Genomic DNA, 3,311 nt, shown 5'->3' on the forward strand with positions numbered 1-3,311 from the left:
GAATAGGAAAACCTGTTGATTTAGCTGCTTCGGGATTTGATCCTATTGCATAGAGTTTTCTACCAAAGGAAGTATATTTAAGAATCATTTGAAAAGTAATAACTACAAATAGCATCCCTGCTACAACATACCTCAACTGAAAACGCTCATATGTAAAAACATTCATTCGGGGAAGCTCATGGATCCATTTTGGTAATTCTATAGCAAGTACAGTTTGTGCATCAGAGTATTCGACAAGAATTGTTCTAAATAGTGCTAATGTTCCTAAAGTTACAATGATGGCGGGGATCTTTAAATAAGCTACAAAATATCCATTAATAGCTCCCATCACTGCCCCTATTCCTATTGCTAATAATATAGCTGTGACTGGTGCCATTTCGTTGAATTGAGTAAGTTGTTGGCCCACAAAGTATGCTGTGAAACCAACTATTGATCCTACTGACAAATCTATATTACGTGTAAGAACAACTAAAGTCTGTCCAATAGCTAAAACGGCAAAGATGGCAACACTAGTTGAAATTCTATTGAACAATCTTGCGTTTAAGTAGTTTTCAATGACAGTTGAGAATCCTAAAAGAACTAGAATAATTAGTAAAATTAACACTATGTTTCTAAACTTTTCGGGGCGAATATTTTTAACAGAATCATTCATAACTTACCCTTTTGCCCCATAGCCAAAGACATTATCTTTTCCTGACTCGCATTACTTGAATCTACAATACCCATCTGAGATCCTTCACGCATGACAAGAATTCGATCACTCATTGCGATCACTTCTGGAAGATCTGAAGAAATACAGATGATCGCCATACCTTCATCCGCTAATTTTTTTATTATTGCATGTACTTCTGCTTTAGTACCAACATCAATCCCACGTGTAGGTTCATCAAGTATAAATATTTTAGGGTTAGTATTTAGCCACTTACTTAACATGACTTTCTGTTGATTACCCCCAGATAGTTTATTTACTTCGTTAAGAAGTGACGGAGTTTTAATTTGAAGTCGGTCTTTAAAATCTTTTGCAGTTTCATATTCTTCATTTTTGTTAATAATTCCTAATTTATTTAGATATTTATTTAGTGCTGGTAGTGTAATGTTTGTGGTAATAGCCATTGGCATAGCCAATCCTAATTGCCTTCGATCCTCAGATAAATATGCTATTCCAAGTTTTTTAGCTTTTTGTGGAGAATCTATATTTACTGGTCTACCATAAATATTAATTGTTCCAGAATCAATTGGATTAATTCCGAACAAAGCCAATCCCACATCTGTTCTTCTTGACCCCACGAGGCCTGCGAACCCCAATACCTCACCTTGGTAAAGATCAAATTCAATTCCAGTAAAAGTTGATTCTTTTGAAATATTTTTTACAGAAACAACACAATCACCCTTCATTTTAATTTTTCTAGATGAATAGAATTGACTAATATCTCTTCCAACCATGTCCTTAATGAGGCTATTCTTTGTAACTTTCGAAATGTGATTTGTAGATATATGTTTACCATCACGAAGAACAGTTAATTTATCACCAATATCAAAAACTTCATCTAACCGATGACTAATGAATAAAATAGACACATTGTTTTCTTTGAGTTTTCGGGTCACTTTAAAAAGTTGATTTACCTCAAAGTTGGACAATGATGCTGTTGGCTCATCCATAATCAGAAGTTTAACATTTAACGAAATAGCTTTTGCTATTTCTACTGATTGTTGCGCAGCAAGAGTTAAACTACTAGCAGGTGCTCTTACATCAATGTTTACTCCCAGATCTGACATAATTGTATGGGCATCATCATACATTTTATTCCATCGTACAAAAAATCCTCTTTTCTTATGACTTATAAAAATGTTTTCAGCTACATCCAAATCAGGATATACCATTGGTTCCTGATAAATTGCCGCTATACCATAATCTTGTGCCTTTTGTGCATTGTCTATTTTTGTTAGACCCCCTGATACAAATATTTCTCCTTGATCACCACGTTGAACTCCTGTGAGAATCTTAATGAGGGTTGATTTACCTGCCCCATTTTCACCAACAATTACATGAACTTCTCCTGCAAACAATTTCAATGAAATATCTTCCAACGCTTGAGTCATATCAAACCGTTTTGAAAGGTCTTTTACTTCAAGTATTGGTTGTGTCTTAAAATTCATAATTTACGGCATTTTTAATTTGAAATTTTTCTTTTTTAAATTAATTTTAATTTAATATCATAAATATTTTGTTCAACAGTGATGGCCTTGATTCTCCTATTATGTTAAGTTAATAATTCATCAAAGACTTCCAGAATCATATTTAGATTTAGTGCAAATAATAATTTGTATTTTCTTGACATGAAATCTTCATCCATCATGATTAAGACGTATATATCTATTAATGCACTAGTGTAGTTTATTACATTTCAATTATTAAGTTATCTTTTTTATAAGGAATATTTCACTATAGATTAAATGCTTCGACCAGTTCTTGCATTTCATCCTTGTTTAGCCCTTCTGGAACAAATCGGCTTGCAAGACATTGCAAGTATAATTTTGCACCTTTGTTCGCAACATCTATATAATCAAATGCAACATGAGCATCCTCCCCAGTTGAAATTGCCCCATGCTTATTCCACATAACTAAATCACGTTTCTTTAGAGCTTCAACTGTCCTATCTGACAGTTCTTCAGAACCTGGTAGAGTGTATTGTGTAATCCCGACCCCTTTGGGCACAAACACACGAACTTCGGGAATCATGCTCCATAAAACATTATTTAACGCTTTTTCGTCTTGAGAAAATTTGGGATGATAAGTTATGCAAATCAACTCATTTGGATGAGTGTGAACAACAGCACGGTGTTTGCTTTGGGAGGATAGTTTGTCAAGATGGATCTTAACGTGAGGAAGAAGCTCACTTGATGGACGGAACCCTGGATGTTCCTTACCACCCCACAATATGTAAAATCCTGTAGCATTTTCGTTAAAGCGAATAATACATCCAGTTTCTTCAGGAATTTTCATTTCACGTAGTCGTTCACCACTGCCCGTTACAAAAAAGATCAACTGAGCAACTCCTTTTGGAAATTTATCACATTCGATAAATCGAAATCCCTTACAGTTAGAAGTATCTTGATCAAGTATGTCTGTAATATTTATAGATATATTCCCTCCACTTCGTTCAGCCCATTCTCGGTTCCACATATATTCCGCCACCTCAGCAGCTTTATTTATTTCGTCCTTAACTCTCTGATTTATTTTTATACTTTTCATCTTTTATAACCTTCTTTTGCTATATTTACTACAGCTTCCAACCAAAATCGCACCCTAG

The 3,311-nt window shown here is 34.4% G+C and carries 3 protein-coding genes; all 3 read right to left on the minus strand.

Features of this window, described 5'->3' with window-relative positions; translation table 11 throughout:
* A partial coding sequence (locus tag P8O70_14725; protein ID MDG2198104.1) for an ABC transporter permease occupies positions 1 to 652 on the minus strand: 652 nt, incomplete at its 3' end.
* Positions 649 to 2,157: a sugar ABC transporter ATP-binding protein gene (locus P8O70_14730; protein MDG2198105.1), complete on the minus strand. Its 1,509-nt coding sequence runs from the start codon at positions 2,155 to 2,157 to the stop codon at positions 649 to 651. The genes P8O70_14730 and P8O70_14725, both read right to left, overlap by 4 nt.
* Positions 2,158 to 2,443: 286 nt before the next feature.
* Positions 2,444 to 3,253, minus strand: a complete 810-nt coding sequence (rhaD, locus tag P8O70_14735) for a rhamnulose-1-phosphate aldolase (GenBank protein MDG2198106.1) — start codon at positions 3,251 to 3,253, stop codon at positions 2,444 to 2,446.
* Positions 3,254 to 3,311: the final 58 nt, after the last annotated feature.

Source organism: SAR324 cluster bacterium, from assembly GCA_029245725.1.
GTDB lineage: Bacteria > SAR324 > SAR324 > SAR324 > NAC60-12 > JCVI-SCAAA005.

What these genes read in the sequence shown, in the direction of transcription:
- P8O70_14730 (MDG2198105.1), bottom strand. Translation starts at nt 2,157, where the DNA reads ATGAATTTTAAGACACAACCAATACTTGAAGTAAAAGACCTTTCAAAA.
- rhaD (MDG2198106.1), bottom strand. Translation starts at nt 3,253, where the DNA reads ATGAAAAGTATAAAAATAAATCAGAGAGTTAAGGACGAAATAAATAAA.